Raw genomic sequence first — 26,655 nt, 5'->3', positions numbered from 1 at the left:
GCGCGCTACTTCGGCACCGAGTCCGGCGCGGCCGAGCGACTGATCGACGCGGTGTCGGCGGCCGGAGTGGAGTGCCAGGCCGGCATCGCCGATCAGCTGCCCACCGCGGTGTTCGCCGCGCGCGCTGGCCGCGTCGTCGAACCCGGCGAGGACGCGCCGTTCCTGGCCGACCTGTCGATCCGCGAGCTGGCCACCGAGCCGAGCCTGTCCGGTGACGGCCGGGCGGAGCTGGCAGATCTGCTGTGGCGGTTGGGGATTCGCACCATAGGCCAGTTTGCGGCGTTGTCCCGCACCGACGTGTCGTCAAGGTTCGGCGCCGACGCGGTGGTGGCTCACCGGTTCGCCCGTGGAGAGCCGGAACGCGGTCCGTCGGGGCGTGAGCCCGCGCAGGAACTGGACGCCGAGATGCGGTGCGTCCCGCCCATCGACCGGGTGGACGCGGCGGCGTTCGCCGGTCGTTCGCTGGCCAGCCAGCTGCACCAGACGTTGATGTCGGCCGGCGTCGGATGCACTCGGCTGGCCATCCACGCCGTCACCGCCAACGGTGAAGAGCTGAGCCGGGTTTGGAGATGCGCGGAGCCGCTCACCGAGGACGCCACCGCCGACCGGGTGCGCTGGCAACTGGACGGCTGGCTGAACAGGCGCGCCCACGCGGATCGGCCGACCGCTCCGGTGACAATGCTGCGGCTGAAGCCGGTGGAGGTGGTATCGGCGGAGGCGTTGCAGCTTCCGCTGTGGGGATCCCTCGGTGAGGAAGACCGGCTCCGGGCACGACGCGCGCTGGTGCGGGTACAGGGACTGCTCGGGCAGGAGGCGGTCCAGGTGCCGGTGTTGTCCGGTGGCCGCGGGCCGGCGGAGCGGATCACGCTGGTGCCGCTCGGCGACGAACTCGTGCCGCGGGCTGATCCGCGGCAGCCATGGCCAGGTCGGCTGCCGGAGCCGTCGCCGTCAGTACTTCTCGACCAACCCGTGGAACTCCTTGATGCACAAGGCAATCCGGTGAGCGTGACCGCCAGGGGAGTGTTTTCCGCCGATCCGGTGCAGCTGCGGGCGCCGGATCGCAAGGGGCAGTTGCGCTGGTGGGCGGGCCCGTGGCCGGTCGATGAACGCTGGTGGGATCCCGACGTCAAGACAGGGCGGACTGCCCGCGCGCAGGTGCTGGTCGAGGAGCAGGCATTCCTGTTGTGCTATCGGCAACGACGCTGGTACCTCGAGGGCATCTACGAATAGCCATTAGTTGTGCACAACTCAATTGTGCGCTATCGTTATGGCATGGCCGCCACGCTCAGCCTCGATCGCCATCTGTGTTTCGCCCTGTACTCGGCATCGCGCGCGATGACAGCGGCATACCGGCCGATATTGCGTGAGCTGAACCTGACCTATCCGCAGTACTTGGTGCTCTTGGTGCTCTGGGAAGAGGGACGCATTTCCGTCGGCCGGCTCGGAGACCGGCTGCAACTCGACTCGGGAACCCTGTCACCTCTGCTGAAAAGGCTGGAGGCCAACGGTTTTGTGCGCCGGGAGCGATCGAACGCCGACGAACGGTCGGTGGACGTGACCCTCACTCCCGCCGGGCGCGGACTCGAACGCCGTGCCCAATGCATCCCGGAGCGGCTATTCCCGTCAACGGGTCTGACCGAACAAGACGCTGCCGACCTGCGCGATGCGGTCCGGCGACTCACCGATGCGCTGACCGCATCCCTAGGAAAGGAAACCGCATGAAAGCGCTCTACACCGCCGAGGCACTGACTACCGGAGACGGACGCGACGGACATGCCCGTAGCTCGGACGGCAAGGTGGACCTGCAGCTGGCGATTCCGAAGGAAATGGGCGGAAGCGGCGACGGCACCAATCCCGAGCAACTGTTCGCCATCGGGTACGCAGCGTGCTTCCACTCCGCCCTTCGGCGCGTGGGCCGTCAGGAGAAGGCGGACATCTCCGATTCAGCTGTGGGGGCGCGGGTTTCAATCGGACAGCTGGACAGCGGCGGCTTCGGCCTCGCGGTCGTGCTGGAAATAACGCTGCCTAACGTCGACCACGCCACCGCACTCCGGCTCGCCGAGAAGGCGCACGAGGTCTGCCCGTATTCCAATGCGACGCGCGGCAATGTCGACGTCGACCTAGTGGTGACCGACGACTGACCGTCATGCCAGTCGCCGGGCATACGTCCCCACCCGCTCGATGAACCGGTCGAAGAACGCATCGGGGTTCACGGACACGCCGACGTCGGCGTTCGGTGGCTTCCCCCATTGCCCCGACCAGTCAGCGATCGTCATGCCCCGCGTCAGCGTGCCTGCCAGCTCGACATCGACGGTAGCCATCCGGTATTCGACCAGTGCCGGGTCGAGGGCAACTGCCGCCGCCAGCGGATCGTGCAGATGCGCCAGATACCCCTCGCCCTGGTCGAAGTGAAACTCGTAGTAGAAGCGGATGGCGTCCTCGAGCACTCGAATCAGCGGGTTCGACGCCGTAGATCGGGTGCCGCGAGGGTCTAGCACGCTCATCGGCACCGACGACGACTGTGCGGCCTCCGCAAGCCGCGTGAAGATCGCCGGCGTCATCGCGATGTTCTCGGTCAGGTTGAGCCCCAGGATAATTGGTAGCGTAGACCGCCCCGACCATGCGGCGAACACCTCAGCCGCGGACTCGGGGTCGACGCTGACGTTCCACTCCGCGACGAGGTCGGTGTTACCGCGGTACCAGAACGAACCACCCATGATCACCAAGCGCCGCAACAAATTCGGCAGTTCAGGCTCCGCGCGCACCGCGAGCGCCAGGTTGGTCATCGGGCCTGTCACCAGTCCGACGAGCTCGCCGGGATACTTACGGGCCGCCTGCACCCATGCTTGCGCGGCGTCATAATCGGTGAGACTGCGGTCGTTCGGCGGCAACTGGGCGTAGCCCAGCCCCTGCGGTCCGTGCGTGTCCTCTGCGGTGCGCAACTCCGAGGCCAGCGGCAGGTCGGACCCTTTTGACACCGGAATCTGTGCCGCGTGGCACAGCTCGAGGAGCCCGAGATTGTTCACGCAAACCTGTTGCACCGCAACGTTTCCACTCGTCGACGCGATTCCCACCAGGTTCGCTTCGGGGCTGGCGAGAAGGTAAACCAGTGCCATCGCGTCGTCGACGCCGGTGTCGACGTCGGCGAATATTGGTTCCGTCACGACACGAGCGGCTTGCCGCTCCAACTGGTGAGCCGCCAACCCTTCTGCGGGCTACCGGTGATCACGACGCGGGACAGATTAGGCAGCCCCGGATTGTTGAACAGGGAGTTGTCGGGGTTGATCACGTTCATCAGGACGCCGAGCATGATCGTGAGCAGATGGGAGAACGCCACAGGCGTGGCGTGACCGCTCTTGTAGATCGTCGCCACCGCGCTGTCGAACGCCGCGTCGAATTCGTTGCCGTCGACCGACCCGGGTATGCGCGCAGAGCGGTCACCGTTCAGCCACGCCATCGGCGCGGCGAGCAGCTGGTCGATGTTGGTCATCGGTTGACCCTCGAAGACGCCTGCGCTGATCTCGTCGAGTCCGGCCAGGACGGCGGTCTGCTTGTCGAGTGCGGTGGCCAGTGGAGCGGCGGTCTGTTGTGAACGGACCATCTCCGATGCGTAGATCGCGTCGTACCCGTCGGCTTTCAATAGGTGTGCGGCCGCGTCGGCCTGCTGAAAGCCCTTGTCCGATAGCGGCGGTCCCGGAATAGTGGTGTCGATCGAGCCCGCTGCGTTCGCCGTCGACTCCGCGTGGCGGATGAACGTCAGAGTGATGGTGCGATCGGCGTGCGCGGTGGCGGGCACAAAAAGCGCGGCGAGGACAGCGGCCACCGCGGCCGCGGTGAGTCGCGTTCGGGTGGTCACAAATTCACCAATGTACGCCAGGGACCAGCCGCGCGGCGCGTTTCACCGGCCCCGGCACCCGCAGCTTGCGCACTGACGCGCGGGCCGGACGTTTGGGTCGCCGACGTGACGGCGAAGGCGCCTCCTCGGCCTCTCCACGCGCGGCGGGGGAGTCGGGATAACCGAGATAGATCTGATGCAGTATCCGACGTGCGAGCTTTGGCGTGAAGTAGTTTCCGGCTTCCGCGATCGTGCCGAGCGGATTGTCGATACGGCTGGGCTTCTCGACCAGGCCGCGCACCACCATCGCGGCGGCATGCTCGGCGGTGATCGGCCGCGACGGGTTGAGCCGCTGCGACGGCGCGATCATCGGCGTACGCACCAGCGGCATATGAATATTGGTGAATGTGATGTGATCAGAAAGTGTTTCGGTACCGACGACGTCGGAGAACGCATCGAGTGCAGCCTTGGTCGGAATGTAGGAACTGTACTTCGGATTGCGAGCCTGTGCGCCCGCGGTGGACACGTTCACCACGTGACCAAAGCGGCGCTCGCGCCAATGCGGCAGCAACGCGAGCACCATCCGTACTGCACCGAAATAGTTGACGGCCATCACGCGCTCGTAGTCGTGCAGCCTGTCGGTGGAGTTGACAACCGAGCGGCGAATCGAGCGGCCTGCGTTGTTCACAAGGTAATCGACGTGGCCGAACCGGCCCAAGATGTCCTTGACGGTGTGCTCGACCGATGAGGAGTCCGTCACGTCGCAGGTGAATGCATAAGCGTCACCGCCTGATTCGCGGATCTCGTCGACAAGCTCGTCGAGAACCTCCGCGCTGCGTGCAAGTGCGAACACGGTCGCACCGCGTTCTGCGACGGCGATCGCTGATGCCCTGCCGATGCCGCTGGAGGCGCCTGTGATGATCACGTGCTTGCCCACCAGGGGGCCGCGCGGGTCGTTTCGGCGCGCCCGGTCAGGGTCGAGGTGCTCGGCCCAGTACCGCCACAGGTTCGGTCCATACTCGGCGAACTTCGGAACAGTGATTCCGCTGCCGCGCAGGGCCTCTCGGGTGGCATCGGAATTGAAGGTGGTCGGCAGGTCGGCGACGTCGAGCATCTCGGGCGGAACGCCCAGCTGCGTGGCGGCCATGTTGCGCATCACCCTGGCCCGGCCGCGCGTCTTCAGCACCGGCACCGCCACGGCGCGCGGCAATGTCGCACGCAGCCTCGGAAGCCCGGCTTGGGCGGCGACACCTCGGTAAATGCCCTGCAATCCAATGGGTTCCGGTGACGTCAAGTGGAACGTCTGGCCGTCACGGTCTGGCGCGTGCATCAACCACACCAACGCGTCGACGACGTAGTCGACCGGCACGATGTTGGTTCGGCCGCTGTTGGGAAGCATCATCGGAGTCAGCGACGGCAGCTTCGCCAGCTTGGCCAGCACGGGGAAGAGGTAGTACGGCCCGTCGATCTTGTCCATCTCGCCCGTGCGTGAGTCGCCGACGACGGCGCCAGGCCGGTAGATACGGAAGCGCAGACCGGGCTGTGACCGGACGAGCTGTTCGGCCTCGAACTTCGTCCGGTGGTACGGGGTCGGCAGGTTCTGGTCGACGTCGAAGTCGGCCTCGGTGTACTCGCCGCGGAAATCGCCTGCCACCGCGATCGAGGAGACGTGGTGCAGCGTTGCGCCGAGTCGGTGGGCGAACTCGATCACGGACCTGGTGCCCTCGACGTTCGCGCCGCGCTGGGCGGCCTCGGGCATCGTGATGTCGTAGATCGCGCCGCAGTGCACGACGTGCTCGACGCCACCCGGGGCGAGCGAAGCGACGGGAGAAGGGACAAGTGCGTCGACGTCCTCGTCGGTGAGGCCGAGGTGCGCTTCGGTGAGGTCGCCGACGACGGGTCTCGCCTGGTCACCCCAGGTGGAGGCGAGTTCCTCGAAGCGGGACAGCGACGACCGTCGGACCAGGACACCGACCTCGTCGTCGGGGTGGGTCTCGAGAATTTTCGACACAACGCGGCGCCCGATAAACCCGGTACCGCCGGTAACGATATATCGCATGGGAGTCATCGTGGCCTTCGTCATTGCGCAGGTCAAGCAGGTGTGACGTGGTCCTCACCACGTGGGTGGGGCTACCCGTCAGTAGCTTCCGACGACTGAGCGTCGACAATGCGGGGGTGACGCGGTCGTGGTGGGGATGGGGCAACGTCGAAGACGCGTTGAACGACGCCGAGACGAAAGACCTCGTGGCCAGGTCCTCAGCGTTGCTGCCCGACCACGATTTCGCCGATCACCCGCCGCTCGACCCCGGCGGGCTAGCGCCGCCGCGTCTCACGCCGCCTACCGCGCTCACGGCGCTGTTCTCGTCGGACCCCGTCGACCGTGCGGCTCACGCGCGCGGAAAGGCGTTTCGCGACGTCGTGCGCAACCTCCGCGGGCAACTCGACCGCGTCCCCGACCTGATCGCCCGGCCGCGTCGGGAACAGGACGTGATCGACATCCTGGATTGGTGCACCCGGGAAGCGATCCCGGCGATTCCGTACGGCGGCGGCAGTTCGGTCGTCGGCGGCGTCGAACCGCGTTTCGACGGGCCTGCAGTCACGATGGACCTCGGCTCGATGGGCGCGGTGGTCGAGATCGATGACGTCAGCCGGGCCGCCCGGATTCAGGCCGGCACTTTCGGGCCGTACCTCGAAAATCAATTGCGACCAAGCGGATTCACGCTTCGGCACTTTCCGCAGTCATTCGCGTTCTCGACGCTCGGGGGATGGCTGGCCACCCGCGCGGGCGGACACTTTGCGACCCTCTACACCCATATCGACGACCTGACGGAGTCGATGCGCGTCGTCACCCCGTCCGGCATCAGCGAGTCCCGGCGGCTGCCGGGATCCGGTGCGGGGCCGTCTCCGGACCGTTTGTTCCTCGGCTCGGAGGGCGCACTGGGCGTCATCACCGAAGCATGGATGCGCGTGCAGGATCGGCCGCGTTGGCACGCGACGGCCTCGGTGACGTTCGACGAGTGGACGGCCGCCGTCACCGCGACGCGAGCGATCGCGCAAGCGGGGCTGTACCCAACGAATTGCCGGCTGCTCGACCCTGCGGAGGCGTTCCTCAATGCCGGTACGCCGACGGCCGGCGGCTTGCTCGTGCTCGCGTTCGAGTCCGCCGACCACCCAGTCACCGCGTGGATGGAACGGGCATTGGCCATCGCGGCCGAACACCGCGGCACGGTCATCTCCGAACGCAGCCGGGATAGTCAGGGTACTGACGCCTCGGCCACATGGCGGTCCTCATTCCTGCGTATGCCGTACCAGCGTGACGCGCTCGCCCGTCGCAGCGTCATCGCGGAAACCTTCGAAACCGCCTGTACCTGGGCCCAATTCGACGATCTTCACGCGGCAATTACCGAGGCCGCCCGCAGCGCCGTCGAACGGATCTGCGGCGCAGGCGTCGTCACCTGCCGGTTCACGCACGTCTATCCCGACGGTCCCGCCCCCTACTACGGCGTGTACGCCGGTGGCCGGTGGGACGCACTCGTCGAGCAGTGGGACGAGATCAAGATGGCGGTGTCCGAGGCTATTCATGACAACGGCGGCACCATCACCCATCACCACGCGGTCGGTCGCGATCATCGGCCGTGGTACGACCGCCAACGGCCCGATCCGTTCGCGAAAGCTCTGCGTGCGGCAAAAGCTGCGCTGGACCCCGCCGGAATCATGAACCCGGGTGTACTCCTGGACGCCGACGGGCATCACGAGAGGTGATGAGGATCTGGCAGAGTCGTCACGTGGGCTCAATCGGGAGGTAACACCATGTCTGCACCTTCAGCCGAGGTTTTCGACCGCTTACGCCGCCTCGCGGCCATCGAGGATGTCGATGCGCGGCCGGAGAAGACGATCGACGAGGTCTTCACCGGCAGACCGCTGGCGACGATTCCGGTCGGCACCGCCGAGGACGTTGAGGTTGCGTTCACGAAAGCCCGTGCTGCACAGAGAGATTGGGCTGCGCTCCCGGTCGTCGAGCGGGTCGCCGTTGTCAGCCGCTACCGCGACCTCGTGATGAAGAACCGCGACTTCCTGATGGACCTGCTGCAGGCCGAGGCGGGCAAAGCCCGTTGGGCGGCGCAGGAGGAGATCGTCGACCTCGTGGCGAACGCGAACTACTACGCGCGGGTTGCCGCGGGTCTGCTGAAGCCGCGCAAGGTTCAACCGCTGCTGCCGGGGATCGGTAAGACCACCGTCGTCTACCAGCCGAAGGGCGTCGTCGGCGTCATCTCCCCGTGGAACTACCCGATGACGCTGACCGCATCGGATTCGGTGCCCGCGCTGGTAGCCGGCAATGCAGTGGTGCTCAAGCCCGACAGCCAAACGCCGTACTGCGCGCTGGCCTGCGCCGAGCTGCTGTACCAGGCGGGTCTGCCGCGGGCACTGTATGCGATCGTGCCCGGGCCGGGCTCGGTGGTCGGCACCGCGATCACCGAGAACTGCGACTACCTGATGTTCACCGGTTCGTCCGCCACCGGCAGCGAGCTCGCCGAGCACGCGGGCCGCCGGCTGATCGGATTCTCGGCAGAGCTCGGCGGCAAGAACGCGATGATCGTCGCGAAAGGCGCCAAGCTCGACAAGGTCGCCAAGGCGGCCACCCGGGCGTGCTTCTCCAACGCCGGCCAGCTGTGCATCTCCATCGAGCGGATCTACGTCGAGAAGGACATCGCCGACGAGTTCACCCAGAAGTTCGGCGACGCCGTGCGAAACATGAAGCTCGGCACGGCGTACGACTTCTCCGTCGACATGGGCAGCTTGATCTCCGAGGATCAGTTGAAGACGGTGACCGGTCACGTCGACGATGCGGTTGCCAAGGGCGCCAAGGTGATTGCAGGCGCCAAGGCGCGACCCGATGTCGGGCCGCTGTTCTACGAGCCGACGGTACTGACGGACGTCACCCCCGAAATGGAGTGCGCCGCCAACGAGACGTTCGGCCCGCTGGTGTCGATCTACCCGGTCGCGGACGTGGATGAGGCCGTCGAGAAGGCCAACGACACCCCGTACGGGCTCAACGCCAGCGTCTGGGCCGCCTCGACCGCCGACGGCGAGCAGATCGCGGCCCGATTGCGTTCGGGCACAGTCAATGTCGATGAGGGTTACGCGTTCGCATGGGGCAGCCTCAGCGCCCCGATGGGCGGGATGGGTATCTCCGGTGTCGGCCGTCGGCACGGGCCCGAGGGACTGTTGAAATACACGGAGTCGCAAACCATCGCCGCGGCAAGGGTGTTCAATCTCGATGCGCCGTTCGGTGTGCCGCCGACTTTGTGGCAGAAGTCGATCCTGCCAATCGTCCGCAGTGTGATGAAACTGCCCGGGCGCAACTAGGAGTAGCGAATGCCGATCGACCCCAACGCCATTGGCGTGACCACCAAGCCGCACCTGATGGAGTGGACCGACCGCGAGACGATGCTGTACGCGCTTGGTGTCGGTGCCGGTCTCGACGACCTCGTGTTCACGACGGAGAACAGTCACGATATCGATCAGCAGGTGTTGCCGACGTATGCCGTGATCGCGTGTCCGGCCTTCGGCGCGATCGGCAAGATCGGCACCTTCAATTTCGGCATGCTGCTTCATGGTTCGCAGACCGTCCGGCTGTTCAAGCCGCTGGCACCGGCGGGCAAGCTCAACGTGGTGTCCGACGTCGCCGATCTGCAGGACAAGGGCGAGGGCAAGAACGCGGTCGTGATCCTGCGCGGGCGCGGCACCGATCCCGACACGAATGAGCTTGTCGCAGAGACGGTCACGACGCTGGTCATCCGAAAGGAAGGTGGCTTCGGTGGCCAGCCGGGGCAGCGCCCGCCGGCGCCGGAGATCCCCGATCGCGAACCGGACGCAAAGGTTTCGCTGACGACGCGTGAAGACCAGGCGCTGATCTACCGCCTCTCGGGCGACCGCAATCCGCTGCACAGCGACCCGTGGTTCGCGCGGGAGATGGCCGGGTTCCCGAAGCCGATCCTGCACGGGCTGTGCACATATGGCGTCGCGGGCCGGGCGCTGGTCGCCGAACTCGGCGGTGGCGACGCGGCCAAGATCACGGCCGTCGGCTCACGGTTCACCTCGCCGGTTTTCCCGGGTGAGACGCTGACGACGTCGATCTGGCGCACCGAGCCGGGGCACGCGGTATTCACCACCGAGGCGTCGAATCCCGACGGATCCGATGCGCGCGTGGTCCTCGAGGACGGCACCGCGGAGTACGCCGAATGACGTCCATGCGGGTCGCGGTCGTCGGAGCCGGCGCCGCTGCCGACGCCACGCACTGACATACCATTCCGGAAGGTGAGGCTCGCGCTTCTTGCCTTTGCGCTCCTGCTCACTGGTTGTGGAGAGGGCATCGGAACACGGGACAAACCCGATCCGTCGGGATCGTCAAACGCAGCCACAGCTCTTCGTTGAGAAGACGACCGAGTGAGCTTATTGCTGTGCAGCCTCATACGCGAGGAGGAACATCCGCCAGAAGCGGGGGAACCTGACGCCGGCGCGGCGGGGCAGCTTGTCGCGTTCGACGCGCTGACCCCAGCGGCCGCGGTAGCCCGAGTTGCCGTTGTCGCTCGGCCACCACGGCTGTGCCAGCCTGTCGACGACGAAGTCGTACCGTCGGTCGCCGACCCGCAGGCCCTGAGCGGTGCGCCAGGGTCGCGGACTCTTCCACTCGTTACGTGGCGCCAGGCCCGCCGGATGCACGGTGATCCCGGACAGTCCCGGGGCGGGATCCGGCGGTACCGAGTCGACCTCGCCGAAGTACTCCTCGTGGACACCGGTATCGAGGAACAGCGCTTCGATCCCCGCCGCGATCGCCGGAAGCACCAGCGGGGACGCCCCGATCTTGATCCAAAACAGCGTGAGATCGTCGTTGTCCTCGAACTGGTACGGCTGACCGTCGTACTCGCCCTTCTCGTATGGTGGCTTGTACGGGAATGGCGCCACTTCATGTGGCTTGTTGTCGACGCTGAGGTTGTGGTTGCCGCGGCTTACGAAAAGATGCGGATGCCCGTCGATCTTCTCCGGCAATGCAGGGGCTCCTGGCTGCCCAGGCAGGGATCGCCATGGCTCGGCCTTCATGAAGATTCGGTGTTCGTCGTCGGACTCCGGCGCAGCCTGCCCGCTCAAAGGAGCGGTGGTAAGTCCGATGAAGTGGGGCTTGGGTTCGTCCTGGGCGTCGGCGCGCTGGAGGAGCACGGCGAAGCAGGCCCATTGGCCCACATAGCCACCGACTTCTCTGGCTTCGAAATTCTCGCCCGTTACTGCCTGCTCGTGGTCGGGGAAGAACAGGTAGTAGCAGATCATGCTGGGATGCTTCAGGCCGGTGGCGATCCGGTACAGAATCTGCTCGGACTCGGCGACGTGCAACAGCCGAGTGGTGTCGAAATACTCTGCGTGATACCAGAATTGGCTATCCTTCAGCACTGGATCGGTGGAGTACGATGAGCGCACCTCGGCGCGGTTCGCGTAGCGCAGGAGTGGGCCGGCCTCGTTGAACGGCTGCGGCGTGTCGTTGGCGTCGCGCCAGCCACCGAGTTCGAGGAATGCCTCTTCAGGTTTGGAAACTGCCTTGAGCGGGTCGGTGACGAACGTCTTCCCCGCTTCGCCTGGTACTGCGGCCAAACTGCCGGCGGGCACCAGTTGCTTCCAGTTCCGGGTGTCGTCGAGAAACGGCCAGTCTGCGCTCCATAACGCGCAGTGCTCCAGATAGCGCTTGGCGTCCGACGGAAACGATGCCTCCGCCGGATCGAACGTGAGAATCGGTTCGTACTTGCGGATGAGGGTTTCGTCAAGGTTGAACGGCTGCGGCCCTTGCGGGGCAGGCCGTTTGACGACAAGCACGATCGCTGCGGCATTTGCGTTGCCGCCTCCCCAGGTCCAGCCGAGGTCTCCTGCGGTGGAACGTTCTTCGGAGTGCAGGGTGGCACTTGCAAACACGTCTGCCGGAGCTTGCGCGTCGATCGACGTGCATCCTGGCCCGGCGGTCACCACTCGACTTCCGTCGAGGACCAGTGCGCCGACTGCGGCCTCGTTCAGTCCCAGCGGTGGCGTGAGCGCCACGGACAGCGCGCCGACATTTCTCGGCCCGTCAGTGCTGTGCTGGCTGACGACTGCCAAGGCGTCACCCGGGGCGGCGTCGGTCTCGAGAATCGACCAAGCGCACAGAGTCTGGCCCTGGTTTGGAAAGTCGATGACGACGGTACCCGGAGCTCCGCCGCGACGGACGAAGCAGGACAGCATCCGGTTGTTGGCGGCGACCGAGTCGAGGAGCGTCCAGTTCACACCGTTGCTCGACACGGTCGGGACTATCGTGGGGCCGAACACGCTGGCGCTGACGACGAAGGCCACCAGCAGGCGGTCGGCGCCCGGGGTGATCGCCGATGTCGTGAAGGTGGTCGCGTCGTTGGTGGTTTCGCCTGCTGCCAGTTTGTCAAACGCCACTGCGCTCACCTCCTGAGCCGCGAAGCGTATTCAGGTAGGCTGCAAACTCGGGATCGCAATCCAGCGAGGGCATTTCGGAGACGAAGCGCCTATAGCAGTCGGACGCCTGTAAGTCCCGATATGCGTCGTCGCGGGTCAGGTCGACGCCGTCGGCTGCTAGCTCCGCGGCGTAGTCGTCGAGAAGTGCAGCCATCTGGGCACTGCCCATGCGGCCGGTATGCCACAGATCGGCGTAGCGCCCTTGCGCATCGGCGGCGCGGTCGGGTTGTGCGCCCGCCATCCGGCGCGCCGCAGCGCGGACGGCCTCACCGACCAGATCGCTCAGTTCGTCCGCGCAGTCGGGATTTTCCTCGCGCCAGCGCCGGAGCCACTCGAAGAAGGCCTCCCAGCATTGCCTTGCGGACTCGTCCATCGGCCGATTGAAGAACTCCTTGGAGATGCGTTCGGGATCGAGCCGCCATACCGATACCTCATCGACCAATCCGACCAGTGGGAACTCGACTGCCGTCGTATTGCCAATACACACACCGAAGTCCGGTAGGACAGCCCAGCGCGGTGTCGTGCGGGCGACGACGACACCGTCGACAGACAACTCGATCTTGGTGAGACCGTCATGCAGGAAGCCCAGCGTGACCCATCGGTCGAACGGCACAGCGAAGTTGGGGACGAGGCTGTGCAGTTCGGTTCGAACGGTGTCAGTTGCGTAGGGCGGAGTCTTCGCCGGCTTGGGCAGCTTGACCGGACCGTGGTTGGGGCCTGTCCAGACCGGCGGCTGGATCACGCCGGGATTGGGTGCTTGTGAGAAAGTCGCGAACAGATTGCGTCCTGACACACCGAATTGGAACCGGTAGCCGGACATCAGCCATCGCGCGTGGCCGCCGAGATGGAGCGCGAGGCCTGCCGTTTGTGAATCGAGGCGCACCGTCATCTCCACACGTAATCCGCCGAGCGGCCACCACCCCGGGCCCGGTGGTATCCAGATGCGTTGGCCGTCTTCGCGGATGCGGAGGGCGCCGGAACCGGGTGCCTTGCCGTCCTTGACGAAGTTGGTCGCACCGATGCCTAATGCCTGGCCGTGGCTGTAATGATTCGGAGACTGGTCGTAGACCACCCCCGGCGTGCCCGAATAGGTGTGGTGACAGATCAACTCCCACGCGTTCGACACGATGCCTCCCCGTATTCCACCGTTCGCGCAATTCTGACAGGCTCAGGACTCGGGTAGGTGAAGTTCGGTCAATATCGCTTGGAGGCAGAATTGTTCGCGAGAAACGGCCTACCCACGGCCCAGGTAACCCTCTTGGACGACGGTGCAGACGAGTTGGCCTGTGCGGTTGTAGATCGCGCCGTTCGACAAGCCGCGGGCGCCAATACCGCTGATCGAATGCTCTTCGTACAGAAGCCAATCCGAGAAATCCGGAGACCGGTGAAACCACATCGCGTGGTCCAGTGAGGCGATGCTGCCCGGTTCTGGGCGCCGACGCGTGACGTAGAGAACCGGATCGAGAATCGTCCAGTCGCTGATGTAGGCCAGCAGGGCATTGGCGATGAGCGGATCGTCGGGCACCTCGCCGTTGGCCCGCAGCCACACTCGGCCCACCGGACCTGGCGCATCAGGCAGATCGGCCGCCATGAGGGGATGGGGTTCGACGTAGCGCATGTCGACTGCGCGTGGCTGCACCCAATAGCCGCCCATGTGATCGGAATAGTCGGCGAGGTGAACGTCCATGGGCGGCAACGCTTCCGGCGCGGGTACGTCCGGCATTGGTGTCTGGTAGTCCATGGCGCCCACCGGCTCGGTGAACGACGCCAGCGCTTCCAGGATCACGCGGTCGTCGTTCTGCGTGACCTGCACCGCGCGGGCAGAGAAGGTACGACCGTCGCGGAGCGCGGTGACGCTGTACCGCAGCGGCGCCTGCGGGTCACCCATCCGGAGAAAGTAAAGGTGCAGGCTGTGCGGGGGCCGGCCCGCGGCCGTGAGGCCGGCCGCCACCAGGGCCTGGGCGGCGACCTGGCCACCGAAGATCCGGCCACTGTTCGGCCCGCCAGGCTGCGGCCCGTCGAAGACGTCGGGGCCAATCGGCTCGAGTTCGAGAAGCCGCAGGATGTCGGTCAGCGTTTCGCCCACGCGACCGATCTTCTCCGATCGCCCCGTAGCGTGACTAACCGGTCTTCGTCACCGACCTGTCGAGGGCCGCGAGCGAGTCGTTGAGAAACTGCGGCTCGAAGGGAGGAGTGCCGCCGATCTCCGCGAGGAATTCCCGCGACATCCCGCTCCAGTCGTAGGTCAGGGTCACGTCGGTGCCGTCGCTGTTCGGCGCGAGGTCGTAGCGCCACGTCCAGCCGCCGAGGCTATGGTTGCCGGCGTCGTCGAGGTTGCCCGGAGCCCACGCAATCGCCTTCTTCGGCTCGAAAGTGGTCACCAGGTTGTGCACCACGTAGTCACCGCCGGCCCGGTCGAAGAACATATTCATCGCAAAGACCTGCCCCGTGCCGGTGATCGGATCACTATCGATAGCGTCGCGCACCCAGTCGCCGGGCTCAGTGTCCTTGTGCCGGGTGGGATCCGACAGCAACGCGAAGATCTCGGCGGGCGTCGCGGCAATCGTGCGGCTGGCGACAAAACGCTCGTCGGTGGTCACTTGTTGGCGCCCTTTCCGTAGATCTTGGCGATGTCGGGTGAATCCAGCCAGCCCGAGTACGTCGGCCGTTTCGGCCAGCCGTCGGGCGAGTCGATCCATTCCTCCTGGCGGCCCCACGGCAACGTGTCGATGAGCGCGAACGAGTGGCTGAGCTGCTCGGTGCCGCGGCCGTTCGTGTGCCAGGTGCGGTAGACCTTGTCGCCGTCCCGAAGGAACACATTGACGGCGAAACCCTGGCCGGGCGCCGCGTCGACGTCGGCGCCGAACGTGCTCTCCGACGAGGAGTACCAGTCCATCTTGTTGCCGACCTTCTCGCGATAGGCCAGGGCCTCGTCGATCGGGCCGTTGGTGACGATCACGAAGCGGGCGTCGTAGTTGTCGAGGAAGTCCAACCGGGTGTATTGGGAGGTGAAGCCTGTGCAGCCCCCGCACTGCCACTCCGCGCCGTCCTCCCACATGTGGTTGTAGACGATGAGCTGGCTCTTGCCCTGGAAGACATCGGCGAGGCGGACGGGCCCGTCGGCGCCGATCAGTGTGTAGTCACCCATCTCGACCATCGGCAGCCGGCGGCGCTGAGCGGCGATATCGTCCAGCTCGCGGGTGGCGGCCTTCTCTCGTATCCGCAGGTCGTCGAGCGCGGTGCGCCAGGTCTCCTCGTCGACGACGGGCGGTTTTGCGGGTGAGGTCTCGGTCATAGGGTGCCTCCTGTCAATGCCTCTTGCCGTATAGACACGACAGGCGGCCGGAAATCATCGCGCTTGCCGCGAAACGGAAGCCAGCGTCGTTATCGGGGCCAAGTCACTACATGGAATTCCATTTCGCGGAGAGGCCGCTACACGGCGTCGAGCTTGGCGACCGCGGCATCGAAGACCTTCGGGAGGGCGTCTTTCAGCGTGGAATCGGGTGCGGTGTCGAAGGAATAGGAGGCGTTGATGACGACGCCGCGGTGGACGCCGACGATGCCCGCGCTGCTCGAGTCGTGTGGACTCTTGCCGATCGTGAGTGTGTACGCGACGGCCCAGTCGGGAATGCCTGAGAGCGTCAACGGGTGCACGCTTCCGGTGGTGACACCTTCCACGGTGAAGTCATTGCAGGAGACCGCCCATTTGCGCAGGGACGCATTGTTGTTGGTCGTCGGCGCGCCGAGGGACACCCCATAGCTGTCATTCCCGTCGGTCCATTCAGCGCGACCGATTTGTCGTGCGCCCTTGTTGACCGGTGACACGCATTCGTGCGGGGTCACCTTCAGCGGAGTCGGCGATTCTTTCTCGATATTTCTGAGCTGTGTTTTCCAGGTAGCGCCGTGCAGCGTTGGGACATCGGCCTTGTCGGGGAGCATGTCCGCCGTCAGATTCGTGATGTCGGCCTTCGACTCCTGCCCTCCGCCGGCCCGCACCACCGCGACGACCGCGGTTACGGCCAAGGCCACGATGACCACGGCGAGCACCGCGATCGGCACCAGGGCAAGGCGAGAACGCTCGTCGGGCCGCACACCGGAAGCATAGTTCTGGGCAAATCGTCACCGCGAGACAGAAGCCATGGTCGTGATTCGGGCCAGATCACGACCTGGAATGCTATTTCGGCGAGGATCGCGTATCGAATGCATGTTCGATAACATGACTCCGTGGGCTTCAGTAACGGGCCGAGCTGGGGCGAGATCGAGCGGGTGCTCAACGGCAAGCCCCGCCGCGCCGGCATGCCCTTGGAATCGCCCGTCGACGGTGGCGACAGTCCCGCCTGGTCGCGCAAGCGTGGTTCCTACCAGCGCCCCGACGACGTCGCGAGCCGCCACACGTCCATCCCCTACGCCGAGCTTCACGCCCACTCGGCCTACAGCTTCCTCGACGGTGCCAGCACCCCGGAGGAACTCGTTGAGGAGGCCGTCCGGCTCGACCTGCGCGCCATCGCGCTGACCGACCACGACGGGCTCTACGGCGTGGTCCGCTTCGCCGAGGCCGCCAAGGAACTCGACATGCGCACGGTGTTCGGCGCCGAACTGTCCCTTGGCAATACGCCCCGCACCGAGGACCCCGATCCGCCGGGCCCGCACCTGCTGGTGCTCGCCCGCGGCCCGGAGGGCTACCGCCGCCTGTCGCGGCAACTGTCCAAAGCTCACCTTGACGGTGGCGAGAAGGGCAAACCTCTCTATGACTTCGACGCACTCACCGAGGCCGCCGAGGGACACTGGCACATCCTCACCGGCTGCCGCAAAGGCCATGTGCGCCAAGCGCTTACCACCGGCGGCCCAGACGCCGCCGAAAGCGCGCTTGCCGACCTCGTCGACAGGTTCGGCGCCGACCGCGTCACCATCGAGCTCACCCATCACGGCCAGCCTCTCGACGACGAACACAACGCCGCACTCGCCCAACTCGCACCGAAGTTCGGCGTCGGCGTCGTCGCCACCACCGCCGCCCACTTCGCCGAACCGTCACGAGCACAGCTGGCGATGGCGATGGGCGCCATCCGTGCCAGGAACTCCCTCGATGACGCTGCCGGATACCTTGCCCCACTTGGTGGTTCGCACCTGCGCTCCGGGGCGGAGATGGCCGGCATTTTTCCCTCGACGGTGGTGACGGCCGCCGCCGACCTCGGCGAGCGGTGCGCGTTCGCGTTGGAGCTCATCGCGCCCCAGTTGCCCCCGTTCGACGTTCCCGACGGCCACACCGAGGACAGCTGGCTGCGGCACCTGACCATGACGGGTGCGCTGGACCGGTACGGCCCACCCGACCACGCGCCACGGGCCTACGCCCAGATCGAGCACGAGCTGGAGATCATCAGGAAGCTGAAGTTTCCCGGGTATTTCCTTGTGGTGCACGACATCACCCGGTTCTGCCGAGAAAACAACATCCTGTCGCAGGGCAGGGGATCGGCGGCCAACTCCGCGGTCTGCTACGCGCTCGGCGTCACCGCCGTCGACCCGGTGGCCAACGAGCTGCTGTTCGAGCGGTTCCTGTCACCAGAACGAGACGGACCGCCCGACATCGACATCGACATCGAATCGGACCTGCGCGAGGAAGCGATCCAGTATGTCTACGGACGCTACGGCCGCGACTACGCCGCGCAGGTGGCCAACGTCATCACCTACCGCGGCCGCAGCGCGGTGCGCGACATGGCTCGCGCCCTTGGCTTTTCGCAAGGCCAGCAGGACGCCTGGAGCAAGCAGATCAGCCGGTGGAACGGATTGCCCGACTCTCCCGACGTCGAAGACATCCCCGAGCCGGTGATCGACCTGGCGCTGCAAATTTCCAACCTGCCACGGCACATGGGCATCCACTCCGGCGGCATGGTGATCTGTGACCGGCCCATCGCCGACGTGTGCCCGGTGGAGTGGGCGCGGATGGAGAACCGCAGCGTGCTGCAATGGGACAAAGACGACTGCGCTGCAATCGGATTGGTGAAGTTCGACATGCTCGGCCTCGGCATGCTTTCTGCGCTGCACTACGCCATCGACCTGCTCGCCGAGCACAAGGGCATCGACGTGGACCTCGCGAAGCTGGATCTGTCCGAGCCGGCCGTCTACGAGATGCTGCAGAAAGCCGACTCCGTCGGCGTCTTCCAGGTGGAGTCCCGCGCTCAGATGGCCACCCTTCCCCGGCTGAAGCCGCGCGTCTTCTATGACCTCGTGGTCGAGGTGGCGCTGATCCGGCCAGGCCCGATCCAGGGTGGTTCGGTACACCCGTACATCAAGCGCCGCAACGGCGAAGAGCCCGTCAGCTACGACCACCCGTCGATGGCGCCCGCCTTGCGAAAGACGCTGGGCGTGCCTCTGTTTCAAGAGCAGCTGATGCAACTGGCCGTCGACTGCGCCGGCTTCTCCGCCGCCGAAGCCGACCAGCTGCGCCGCGCGATGGGTTCCAAGCGGTCCACGGCGAAAATGCAGCGGCTCAAGGGCCGGTTCTACGACGGGATGCGTGAACTCCACGGCATCACCGGTGACACCGCCGACCGGATCTACGAGAAGCTGGAAGCGTTCGCGAATTTCGGCTTCCCGGAAAGCCATTCGCTGAGCTTCGCGTCGCTGGTGTTCTACTCGTCGTGGTTCAAGCTGCACCACCCGGCGGCGTTCTGCGCTGCGCTGCTTCGGGCTCAGCCGATGGGCTTCTACTCGCCGCAGTCGCTGGTCGCCGACGCCCGCAGGCACGGTGTCACCGTGCACACGCCCGACGTCAACGCCAGCCTCGCGCACGCCACCTTGGAGAACACAGGCACCGAGCTACGGCTGGGGCTCGGCGCCGTCCGCCACATCGGCGACGAGCTTGCGCAGCAGATGGTCGGCGAGCGAAAGGCCAACGGCCCGTTCGCTTCTCTCCTCGACCTCACCGGCCGTGTGCAGCTGTCTGTGTCGCAGACGGAGGCGCTCGCGACGGCGGGTGCGATGGGGTGCTTCGGCATCAGTCGCCGTGAAGCGTTGTGGGGGGCGGGCGCGGCGGCAGCGGAGCGGCCCGACCGGCTGCCCGGCGTCGGATCGTCGTCACGCATCCCCGCACTGCCCGGGATGACGGAAATCGAGTTGGCCTCCGCCGACGTGTGGGCCACCGGCATCTCGCCGGACAGCTACCCGACGCAGTTCCTGCGCGACGACCTCGACGCGATCGGAGTGATCCCCGCCGACAAGCTCCTCGACATTCCCGACGGCACCCGTGTACTGATCGCTGGCGCGGTGACCCATCGCCAGCGTCCCGGCACGGCGCGGGGCGTGACGTTCTTGAACCTCGAAGACGAGACAGGGATGGTCAACGTGCTGTGCACCCCCGGGGTGTGGGCTCGTCACCGCCGAGTGGCACAGACCGCGCCGGCGATGCTGATCCGCGGTCAGCTGCAGAACGCCACCGGCGCGGTCACCGTGGTCGCCGAACGCATGGGCCGCATCGAGATGGCGATCAGCTCCCGTTCGCGCGATTTCCGCTGACCGCTCAGTTCCCTATTCGGCGGGCGGCGTCGTCCACACCTTGTCGATGCTGATCTTCAGCCGGGTGCTGTACGCGGCGAAAAACTCCTCGGTGAAACCGAAACTCTTCGCGAGCTCGCTGTATTTGGCTACGTACTCCTGGTCTTGCAACGGATCGGCGCCCTCCGCGTCGATGCTCGTTTCGCCGCCGACAGCGACGACCCCGCTGCCGTTGCCGTCCGAATCCAGGCTGAAGCTGACCCGGGGGTGTGCCTTGATGTGTCGGATCTTAGCGGCGTTGGGTTCGGAGTAGATGATGACGTCCTTGCCGTCAAAGTAGAACCAGACGAGCCGCGGCACCGGCTGTCCTGATTTGGCGACGGTGGTCAACCACCCGTAGTTGTCGGATCGGAGTCGGTCGGAGACATCTTGCGTCAGTTCGGCTGTCATGTTTGCGAATGTAGTCTCGCCCCATGACAAGCCTGAATCTGTCCGCCGACGAGGTCCTGACGACGACGCGCTCAGTGCGTAAACGACTCGACTTCGACAAGCCGGTGTCACGCGACGTTCTGCTGGAATGTCTAAAACTTGCGATCCAGGCGCCCACCGGCGGCAACCAGCAAGGCTGGCAATGGGTGTTCGTCGAGGACCCCGACAAGAAGAAGGTCCTCGGCGAGATCTATCGGCGCAACTTCAACGAGTACCGCAAGATGCAGGGGCCGGAGTACGCCGAGGGCGACAGCCGCGGCGAGCAGCGCGAGCGGGTGGTGTCGTCTGGGTCCTACCTCGCCGACCACATGCAGGACGCGCCCGTGCTGTTGATTCCGTGCCTGGAAGGCTCGGTGGACTACGCGACGCTCGGCGCCGCGTCGTTCTGGGGCTCGATCATCCCGGCGGCGTGGAGTTTCATGATGGCGCTGCGCTCGCGCGGGCTGGGGTCGGCGTACACGACGCTGCATCTGCTCGGCGACGGCGAGAAGCAGGCCGCCGACCTGCTTGGCATCCCATTCGAGAACTACCGGCAGGCCGGGCTGTTCCCCGTTGCCTACACCAAGGGCACGGATTTCAAGCCGGCCAAGCGGCTGCCGGTGGAGCAGGTCGCGCACTTCGACACCTGGTAGACGCCCCCTTCAGCGAGAGTGACGTTACGTAGACGCCTACTCGACGTTTCTCTGCATAACGTGAATTTCGGCGTGGCCGGCCCTAGACCGCTCCTGCGAACCCGTGCTGTCTCCACGCCTCATACACCGCGACGGCCGCGGCGTTAGAAAGGTTGAGCGATCGGCGTCCGCTGATCATCGGGATACGCACGGCCGCGGTCACGGCCGGATCGGCCAGCGTCTGCGCGTCCAGCCCCGTCGGCTCCGGCCCGAACAGCAGCACATCACCTGGCTGATACGTGATGTCGGCGAAGGACGTCGTCGCGTGCGCGGTGAACGCGAACACCCGAGCAGGCAGCAGGGCCCGCCACGCCGCGGCCAGGGAATTGTGCACGGTGACCGACGCGAGGTCGTGGTAATCCAGACCTGCGCGTTTGACCTTCGGTTCGGACAGATCGAAACCAAGCGGCTGCACCAGATGGAGCTCGCAACCGGTGGCAGCAACCATACGAATCGCGTTGCCTGTATTCGGGGCAATCCGTGGACAGAAGAACATGACGCGGAACATCTGCAGCATGATGACAGCAGCGATGAGCGCGCGCGCGGAGAGCGAACCAAAAGAGCAAACGAAAAAAATCAACACCCCGGCGCGGAGGCAAACAAAGCGAACCCGCTTGCGTCGGCGCTGAACAATCGAGCGCAATGGCAGACTTTACGACGCCAGCGTGCGAAGTTAATTTGCTCGCGTAGAATTCCAGCGACGCAACGCAGCGCTTGTGAAATCTGTCTGTTCAGTAAGAACGGGTGGTGTCCACACGCGATGGCTGGCATACTCGTCGAATTGCCAGGCGTTTACCGCCCGCCCGGCTGGCTAAGACCACCGGGGACCACAAAGCAGGAAAGTCCATGAACCACGCGAACATTCACCACATCGGCAAATCCGCGCCTTGCAAGGGCCGCGGTCGATGACCATGTTCGAGCAGCCGGCGCTGCATGAAGAGGAAAATGACTTTCCTGAGCCGGCCCCTTCCAAGCGCCCGTCACGGCTGTCCCCGGCGAACTGGTCGGTTCGCTGGAAAGTCCTCGCGATCGTCCTCATTCCGGTCGCGCTGGCGATGGCTCTGGCCGGCTTGCGCGTCTACAACAGCGTCACCGACGCGCGCGATCTGCGGCAGGCGGCCGACCGGGCCGAGATGGTCACCCCGATCGAGAACTACACCGGGGCGCTGGAAAGCGCGATCCTGGCCTATTCGACCGGCACCGATGGACCCGTCGCGCGCAAGGCTTTTGATGACAGCAAGGGCGAACTCGAGCGCCAACTCTCGCGCACGAAGGTTGATCCCGACGTCCGCGATGGCATCGACCGCCTGCTGAAGGCCGGGCCGGCGCTGCTCGACCAAGTCGCATCCAACAGCATCGGGCTGCGCGACACCGTGACGACATATGCACCGGTCCTGCTGACCGGTGAGGACGCGATCGCCGGATCGGTTCGCGTCGACGACGAGAAGATTCGTGCCCAGGGCCAGGGCCTTAGCCGCGCGGTGGGGGCTCGCGGCCAGATGTTCATGCAGAAGCTGCTGGTCAACCGCGGTGGTGAGCTGCCAGAACCGATGCTGCGCACGTCGGCGATCACGCTGGCCGGTACCGAGCCGTCCACTTTGTTCGGGATGAACGAGGTGCTCGGCGTCAACTCACCGGACGCCAAGGCGTTGCAGGAGCAGTTCGTCACGCGCATGGCGATGATCTCCAACCCGGACGTTCCGCTGGTCGGCAACCCCGACCTCATGCAGTCGTTGCAAACCACCGACGACATCGCCAAAAAGGTGATCTCCAACACCACGGCCTCGGTCACCGGCGAGGTGGACAACCAGGCAGCTGCGGCCCGGACCGCAGCGATCCGCGACTCGGCAATCGTGGTGGGCGCGATCCTGGTCGCGCTGCTGCTGGTGTTCCTCGTCGCTCGCGCGCTGGTGCGGCCGCTGCGCCGGCTGCGCGAAGGAGCTCTGCGGGTGGCGCATGAGAACCTGCCGGACGAGATCGAGCGCATCAATGCGGGCGAGAGCCCGGGCGCGATCGAGCCCATCGCCGTGCACACCACAGAGGAGATAGGTCAGGTCGCCCACGCGGTGGACGATCTGCACGAACAGGCGCTGCTCTTGGCCGCCGAACAGGCGCGACTGCAGGTGCATGTCAGCGACATGTTCGAAACAATGTCCCGGCGCAGCCGGTCGCTGGTCGACCAGCAGCTGTCGCTGATCGACGACCTCGAACGTCACGAGGACGACCCCCAGCGGCTGGACGCGCTGTTCAAACTCGACCACCTCGCAGCGCGGATGGGCCGCAACGGCACCAACCTGCTCATCCTGGCGGGTGCGAAGATCCGTCGTGAGCAGATCGAGCCGATGCCGGTTGCCGACGTCGTCAGCGCCGCAGCGTCACAGGTGGAGGACTACCAACGGGTGGTCACGGCGACCGTGCCCGAGAGCTCGGTGGTCGCCGAGGCCGCAGGAGACATCGTCCACCTTCTGGCCGAACTCATCGACAATGCCCTGCGCTATTCGCCGCCGGCCTCTGAGGTCAAGGTGTCTGCGGTCCACACCGGCAACCGCGGTGTCGTGATCGAGGTCAGCGACGTCGGTCTCGGCATGACCGACGGCGATCTGCGGATCGCGAACATGCGGCTGGATTCCGGCGGCGAGGTCACCCCGTACACCACCCGGCACATGGGCCTGTTCGTGGTCGGCCGCCTCGCGAGGCAGCACGGCCTGGTGGTCCGGATGCGCAGTTCGGTGGCGGGCGAGCCGCGGTCCGGGATGACCGCGGGCGTGTTCATCCCCGCCGCGCTCATCGACCGGATGCCCGACCCGGATTCCCCGCCGCAGTCCGCGTTTCAGCCGGTGGCCGACCCCGTCCCTGACGTTGCCTCCTCGGCAACCCTGCACAGCGACGCCGGGCTCTTCGGCCAGCCGTACCGCAACGGACGCGCGTCCGGGCTGCCCCGGCGCAGCCCGGGGACCAGCGGAATCGTCGATGAGCCAGACAGTGCCCCGGCGCCGGTCGAACCGCGGACACCGGCGGACACGTCTGCGTTTTTCTCCTCGCGGGAGAAGGCCTTCGAGCCTGAGCCAGAGGAGACGGTGGATCAGCCTGAGGCCCTCTACGAGCCGGACCTCGAGCCGCAGCACGAGCCGCAGCCGGCGCCACTCGAAACGCCGGCTCCCGTCGAGGAAGCAGCGCCCGCGGAGCCCGCGCCCCGAAAGCGGCCGCCCTCATCCCCGCTCGGCGATACCGATGTGATCTTCCAGCGCATGGTGTCGGAGTGGCTGGTCGACCCGCAGGAGATCATGCCCCCGATGCAGTCGTGGGAGTCGGTGTGGGACACCGGCTGGGCGGCCGCAGAGGAAGCCGAGGCAGCCCCAGTCGATACGCGAACAGAACACGGACTGCCCGTGCGCGACCCCGGCGCGCGACTGGTGCCGGGCTCGGCGGAATCCGGACGACCCAATGGTGCCGCGCACCGCAAGGACGACGACGCCAACGGCGAGGGCAACGGCGAGGGCAACGGCGGCGGTGAACCGGCGTCGCGGCGCGATCCCGACGCGGTGCGTGCGTCGTTGTCGAGCCACTGGGGTGGTGTGCGCGCCGGTCGGTCACATGCACGTGACGAACCGGACGATGAATGACGAAGAAGGACAAGCGTTCCCATCATGACCAGTCACTGGACTGGCTGGTGTCGGCGTTCGCCCGAGAAGTACCCGGTGTGGCCCACGCGATCCTGGTGTCCGCCGACGGTTTGCTCGTCGCGGCAAGCGAGCATCTTCCGGTGGAGCGGGCAGACCAATTGGCCGCTGTCAGTTCAGGTTTGGCCAGTCTGTCCACCGGAGCGGCTCAGCTCTTCGAGGGTGGCGACGTGCTGCAGTCGGTCGTAGAGATGGAGCACGGCTATCTGCTGCTGATGCGCGTCGGCGACGGGTCGCATCTGGCGGCGCTCGCATCCACGTCATGCGATATCGGACAGGTGGGTTACGAGATGGCGGTTCTCGTGGAACGTGTTGGCGGCGTGGTCAAGTCGTCACGGCGGGCGACCCAGCACTCGTGAGGCGTACATGGATAACGAACCAAGCCTGGTACGGCCGTACACGCTGACGGCCGGGCGGACCCGTGCAAACATCACGCTGCCGTTGGAGGCCCAGATCGAGGTGGTGGAATCTCATGTCCAGCAGAACTGGCTTCCCCACGACGTTCGCGCGGACATTGTGACGTTTTGCGACACAAGGCCTTCGGTGGCCGAGATCGCGGCCAAGCTCAACCTGCCCGTGGGTGTCGCCAGAGTACTCGTTGGCGACCTCGTGGAGGCCGGCCATCTGCGTATCCTGGCCACACTCGATGAGACATCGTCGATCGTGGAACGGCGCGAACTGATCGGAAGGACGCTGCGTGGCCTCCGTACTCTCTGACAGGCGCGTCGCAGCGTCGACGAAGATCGTGATCGCCGGTGGATTCGGCGCGGGTAAGACCACGTTCGTCGGCGCGGTGTCCGAGATCATGCCGCTGCGAACTGAGGCGATCCTCACCGAGGCATCGGTCGGTGTCGACGAGCTCGCGGGCACGCCAGCGAAGCGAACGACAACCGTCGCAATGGATTTCGGCCGGATCACCTTAGGCGCCGAAGATCTGGTGTTGTACCTGTTCGGGACACCGGGCCAGCGGCGCTTCTGGTTCATGTGGGACGACCTGGTGCGCGGCGCGATCGGGGCGATCATCCTCGTCGACATCCGGCGCCTGCAGGACAGCTTCGCGGCGGTCGACTTCTTCGAGGCTCGCGACCTGCCGTTCCTGGTCGCGATCAACGAGTTCGACGGTGCCCCGTCCTACCCGGCGGACGAAGTGCGCAAAGCGCTGTCGTTATCCCCGCATGTGCCGGTGATCACCATCGATGCCCGGCAACGTGATTCAGCAAAAGAGGCACTGATCTCACTTGCCGAGTATGCGCTCACCCAGCTGACGCCCGGGCGCCGCTGACGCGAACCTCAGGCCTTGATCGTGGTCTTCTCGTCGACCACGTTCATCGCGTCGGCGAGCGCGTCCTTGTCCGCATCCGGCGAGTCCGCGCTGAGCTGAAGGACGAACACGCCCTTGTCGCTCTTGATCAACACGGTCTTCTGCCCAGCGACGCGAGTCTTTCCATCTGCGGTGTAGGGCCCCGAGATCTGGGAAGCCGGGAAGTTGTCGAGTGTGGTGCGCGACCCGTCGCCTCCCGAGAACCCCGGCAGGTTCTTGACCTCGCCTGACGCGGCGGCGAGGAATTGATCCTCATCGACGTCGCCAGAGAGCTTGAAAAGGATTGCCTGGATTTTCGGGGGATCGCTTGGGTCCGTCGCGTTGCTGAACGCGATCGTCGGGTCTTTCTCTTCTTGGAGGGGTTTCCAGCCGTCGATATCCGGCAGCCCGATCGCGGGCGAGTTCGGATCGTCGGGCGGGAGCTTCGTGCTCGTCACGTTGTTCTTCTTCAGGTAGTCGTCGATGGTCTCATTGGACCCCGAGGCCTGCGCAGACGTGGACGTTGTCGACGAGGATGACGACTTCGATGATGACGAGGCCGATGACGACGTCGACGACTTGGTGTCGTTCTTGTTGGAATCACAACCGGCGAGCCCGAAGGCCAATGTCGCAGCGGCGATCGCAACGCCGATGGCCGGAGCTGACTTCTTCATACGGTGGTCTCCCAGG

The 26,655-nt window shown here is 65.8% G+C and carries 24 protein-coding genes; 12 read left to right on the top strand and 12 right to left on the bottom strand.

Going from position 1 to position 26,655, the window contains the following annotated elements:
- The 3 genes from QOH60_RS04565 to QOH60_RS04555 form a co-directional block, all read left to right on the top strand.
- Positions 1-1,230: DNA polymerase Y family protein (locus QOH60_RS04565; protein ID WP_526417558.1), on the top strand; the 1,230-nt coding region annotated here is incomplete at its 5' end.
- A 42-nt stretch (positions 1,231-1,272) separates the two neighbouring features.
- Positions 1,273-1,722, top strand: coding sequence for a MarR family winged helix-turn-helix transcriptional regulator (locus QOH60_RS04560; protein WP_526417556.1), 450 nt, complete (start codon positions 1,273-1,275; stop codon positions 1,720-1,722).
- Entirely contained in the window at positions 1,719-2,141 is a 423-nt protein-coding gene (locus tag QOH60_RS04555) for an organic hydroperoxide resistance protein (RefSeq protein WP_526417554.1), read from the top strand. The genes QOH60_RS04560 and QOH60_RS04555 overlap by 4 nt, the downstream gene beginning before the upstream one ends.
- A 3-nt stretch (positions 2,142-2,144) precedes the next feature.
- Here the strand turns inward: QOH60_RS04555 and QOH60_RS04550 are convergent, their stop codons facing one another.
- The 3 genes from QOH60_RS04550 to QOH60_RS04540 are packed head-to-tail and all read right to left on the bottom strand — an operon-like array spanning position 2,145 to position 5,894.
- Positions 2,145-3,164, bottom strand: coding sequence for a nucleoside hydrolase (locus QOH60_RS04550; RefSeq protein WP_526417552.1), 1,020 nt, complete (start codon positions 3,162-3,164; stop codon positions 2,145-2,147).
- Positions 3,161-3,856: a histidine phosphatase family protein gene (locus QOH60_RS04545; protein ID WP_526417550.1), complete on the bottom strand. Its 696-nt coding sequence runs from the start codon at positions 3,854-3,856 to the stop codon at positions 3,161-3,163. The genes QOH60_RS04550 and QOH60_RS04545 overlap by 4 nt, the downstream gene beginning before the upstream one ends.
- A gap of 4 nt (positions 3,857-3,860) precedes the next feature.
- The gene (locus tag QOH60_RS04540) at positions 3,861-5,894 is read right to left on the bottom strand and encodes an SDR family oxidoreductase (RefSeq protein ID WP_526417548.1); all 2,034 of its coding nucleotides are present in this window, start codon (positions 5,892-5,894) and stop codon (positions 3,861-3,863) included.
- A gap of 116 nt (positions 5,895-6,010) precedes the next feature.
- Between QOH60_RS04540 and QOH60_RS04535 the strand changes: the two genes are divergently transcribed.
- The 3 genes from QOH60_RS04535 to QOH60_RS04525 are packed head-to-tail and all read left to right on the top strand — an operon-like array spanning position 6,011 to position 10,081.
- Complete coding sequence (locus QOH60_RS04535) at positions 6,011-7,597, top strand: FAD-binding oxidoreductase (RefSeq protein ID WP_526417546.1); 1,587 nt, start codon at positions 6,011-6,013, stop codon at positions 7,595-7,597.
- Positions 7,598-7,645: 48 nt separating this feature from the next.
- Positions 7,646-9,202: a succinic semialdehyde dehydrogenase gene (locus QOH60_RS04530; protein WP_526417544.1), complete on the top strand. Its 1,557-nt coding sequence runs from the start codon at positions 7,646-7,648 to the stop codon at positions 9,200-9,202.
- Positions 9,203-9,211: 9 nt separating this feature from the next.
- Positions 9,212-10,081, top strand: coding sequence for a MaoC/PaaZ C-terminal domain-containing protein (locus tag QOH60_RS04525; RefSeq protein ID WP_526417542.1), 870 nt, complete (start codon positions 9,212-9,214; stop codon positions 10,079-10,081).
- A gap of 207 nt (positions 10,082-10,288) precedes the next feature.
- On the opposite strand, the gene QOH60_RS04520 is transcribed toward QOH60_RS04525, so the two are convergent.
- From QOH60_RS04520 to QOH60_RS04495, 6 genes are all read right to left on the bottom strand, one after another.
- Entirely contained in the window at positions 10,289-12,298 is a 2,010-nt protein-coding gene (locus QOH60_RS04520; RefSeq protein ID WP_526417540.1) for a hypothetical protein, read from the bottom strand.
- Positions 12,288-13,463, bottom strand: coding sequence for a hypothetical protein (locus QOH60_RS04515; RefSeq protein ID WP_526417538.1), 1,176 nt, complete (start codon positions 13,461-13,463; stop codon positions 12,288-12,290). Before QOH60_RS04515 ends, QOH60_RS04520 begins: the two co-directional genes overlap by 11 nt.
- Before the next feature lie 108 nt (positions 13,464-13,571).
- Positions 13,572-14,423, bottom strand: coding sequence for an acyl-CoA thioesterase (locus QOH60_RS04510; RefSeq protein WP_526417536.1), 852 nt, complete (start codon positions 14,421-14,423; stop codon positions 13,572-13,574).
- Between the two features lie 34 nt (positions 14,424-14,457).
- Positions 14,458-14,937 (bottom strand): SRPBCC family protein, encoded by a 480-nt coding sequence (locus tag QOH60_RS04505; protein ID WP_526417534.1) that lies wholly within the window; start codon positions 14,935-14,937, stop codon positions 14,458-14,460.
- Positions 14,934-15,632, bottom strand: a complete 699-nt coding sequence (locus QOH60_RS04500) for a DUF899 domain-containing protein (protein WP_526417532.1) — start codon at positions 15,630-15,632, stop codon at positions 14,934-14,936. The genes QOH60_RS04505 and QOH60_RS04500 overlap by 4 nt, the downstream gene beginning before the upstream one ends.
- Positions 15,633-15,769: 137 nt before the next feature.
- Entirely contained in the window at positions 15,770-16,429 is a 660-nt protein-coding gene (locus QOH60_RS04495) for a hypothetical protein (RefSeq protein WP_526417531.1), read from the bottom strand.
- A gap of 132 nt (positions 16,430-16,561) precedes the next feature.
- Between QOH60_RS04495 and QOH60_RS04490 the strand changes: the two genes are divergently transcribed.
- Positions 16,562-19,846: a DNA polymerase III subunit alpha gene (locus QOH60_RS04490; RefSeq protein ID WP_526417529.1), complete on the top strand. Its 3,285-nt coding sequence runs from the start codon at positions 16,562-16,564 to the stop codon at positions 19,844-19,846.
- A gap of 12 nt (positions 19,847-19,858) precedes the next feature.
- On the opposite strand, the gene QOH60_RS04485 is transcribed toward QOH60_RS04490, so the two are convergent.
- Positions 19,859-20,275 carry a TIGR03667 family PPOX class F420-dependent oxidoreductase gene (locus tag QOH60_RS04485; RefSeq protein WP_526417527.1) on the bottom strand — a complete coding sequence of 139 codons (417 nt, stop codon included), beginning with the start codon at positions 20,273-20,275 and terminating at the stop codon, positions 19,859-19,861.
- Between the two features lie 23 nt (positions 20,276-20,298).
- Here QOH60_RS04485 and QOH60_RS04480 point away from each other — a divergent pair, with 23 nt between their 5' ends.
- Positions 20,299-20,946, top strand: a complete 648-nt coding sequence (locus tag QOH60_RS04480) for a nitroreductase family protein (protein ID WP_526417525.1) — start codon at positions 20,299-20,301, stop codon at positions 20,944-20,946.
- 82 nt (positions 20,947-21,028) lie between these two features.
- Here QOH60_RS04480 and QOH60_RS04475 read toward each other — a convergent pair whose 3' ends face one another.
- Complete coding sequence (locus QOH60_RS04475) at positions 21,029-21,493, bottom strand: tRNA (cytidine(34)-2'-O)-methyltransferase (RefSeq protein WP_526417523.1); 465 nt, start codon at positions 21,491-21,493, stop codon at positions 21,029-21,031.
- Between the two features lie 397 nt (positions 21,494-21,890).
- On the opposite strand from QOH60_RS04475, the gene QOH60_RS04470 reads away from it, so the two are divergent.
- The 4 genes from QOH60_RS04470 to QOH60_RS04455 are packed head-to-tail and all read left to right on the top strand — an operon-like array spanning position 21,891 to position 25,947.
- Entirely contained in the window at positions 21,891-24,608 is a 2,718-nt protein-coding gene (locus QOH60_RS04470; RefSeq protein WP_526417521.1) for a sensor histidine kinase, read from the top strand.
- Positions 24,605-25,024 carry a roadblock/LC7 domain-containing protein gene (locus QOH60_RS04465; protein ID WP_526417519.1) on the top strand — a complete coding sequence of 140 codons (420 nt, stop codon included), beginning with the start codon at positions 24,605-24,607 and terminating at the stop codon, positions 25,022-25,024. The genes QOH60_RS04470 and QOH60_RS04465 overlap by 4 nt, the downstream gene beginning before the upstream one ends.
- A 7-nt stretch (positions 25,025-25,031) precedes the next feature.
- Positions 25,032-25,382 carry a DUF742 domain-containing protein gene (locus QOH60_RS04460; protein ID WP_526417517.1) on the top strand — a complete coding sequence of 117 codons (351 nt, stop codon included), beginning with the start codon at positions 25,032-25,034 and terminating at the stop codon, positions 25,380-25,382.
- The gene (locus QOH60_RS04455) at positions 25,363-25,947 is read left to right on the top strand and encodes a GTP-binding protein (RefSeq protein WP_526417515.1); all 585 of its coding nucleotides are present in this window, start codon (positions 25,363-25,365) and stop codon (positions 25,945-25,947) included. The genes QOH60_RS04460 and QOH60_RS04455 overlap by 20 nt, the downstream gene beginning before the upstream one ends.
- Before the next feature lie 8 nt (positions 25,948-25,955).
- Here the strand turns inward: QOH60_RS04455 and QOH60_RS04450 are convergent, their stop codons facing one another.
- On the bottom strand, positions 25,956-26,639 hold the full coding sequence (locus QOH60_RS04450) for an LpqN/LpqT family lipoprotein (RefSeq protein WP_526417513.1): 684 nt from the start codon (positions 26,637-26,639) through the stop codon (positions 25,956-25,958).
- Positions 26,640-26,655 lie beyond the last annotated feature (16 nt).

Source organism: Mycobacterium sp. (assembly GCF_032159765.1).
GTDB lineage: Bacteria > Actinomycetota > Actinomycetes > Mycobacteriales > Mycobacteriaceae > Mycobacterium.
This window is presented reverse-complemented; position numbering and strand designations above follow the sequence as displayed.